Below are 464 nucleotides of genomic sequence, written 5' to 3'. Positions count from 1 at the left end.
GGCCGCGCGCCGGAGCTGGCCCGAGTCGAGCCGGTGCGCGGCCACGGCGCGCGCCAGGTCCTCACTGCCCGAGCCGTCCGGGGCCCCGGCCGCCTCCAGCGCGAACCGCCACCGCACGGCCTGCTGTCCGGGCGAGGAGGTGCCCACCGTGAAGGACACCGGGGTACGGACGGCCCACGCCGGGTCCCAGACCTGCGAGCCGTAGGTGAACAGCGGGATGCCGGACAGCGCCGCGCACACCGTGCGCAGCACGTGGGTCCGCTCGGAGGGCTTGTCCGGGAGGTCGTCCAGCGGGCCGAGCACCACCCCGGCGCCGGTCAGCCTGGCCTCGCGGGCGGTGGCAGCGGCCAGTTGGGGCAGGTCACGGGCGTGCCGGGCCAGGGCCACCGCGTCCAGGACCAGCGGGACGCGGCCGGCCTCTCGCAGGGCCGCGTCCGCCAGGCCCTCGGGGGCACCGCCGACTG

Annotated in this window: 1 pseudogene; it reads right to left on the bottom strand. The window is 78.7% G+C overall.

What is annotated here, in order from left to right:
* Nucleotides 1–464: pseudogene (locus GT030_RS21020) on the bottom strand (ATP-binding protein); the annotation flags it as partial.

It is taken from the genome of Streptomyces sp. SID1328, assembly GCF_009865595.1.
GTDB lineage: Bacteria > Actinomycetota > Actinomycetes > Streptomycetales > Streptomycetaceae > Streptomyces > Streptomyces griseoluteus.
This window is presented reverse-complemented; position numbering and strand designations above follow the sequence as displayed.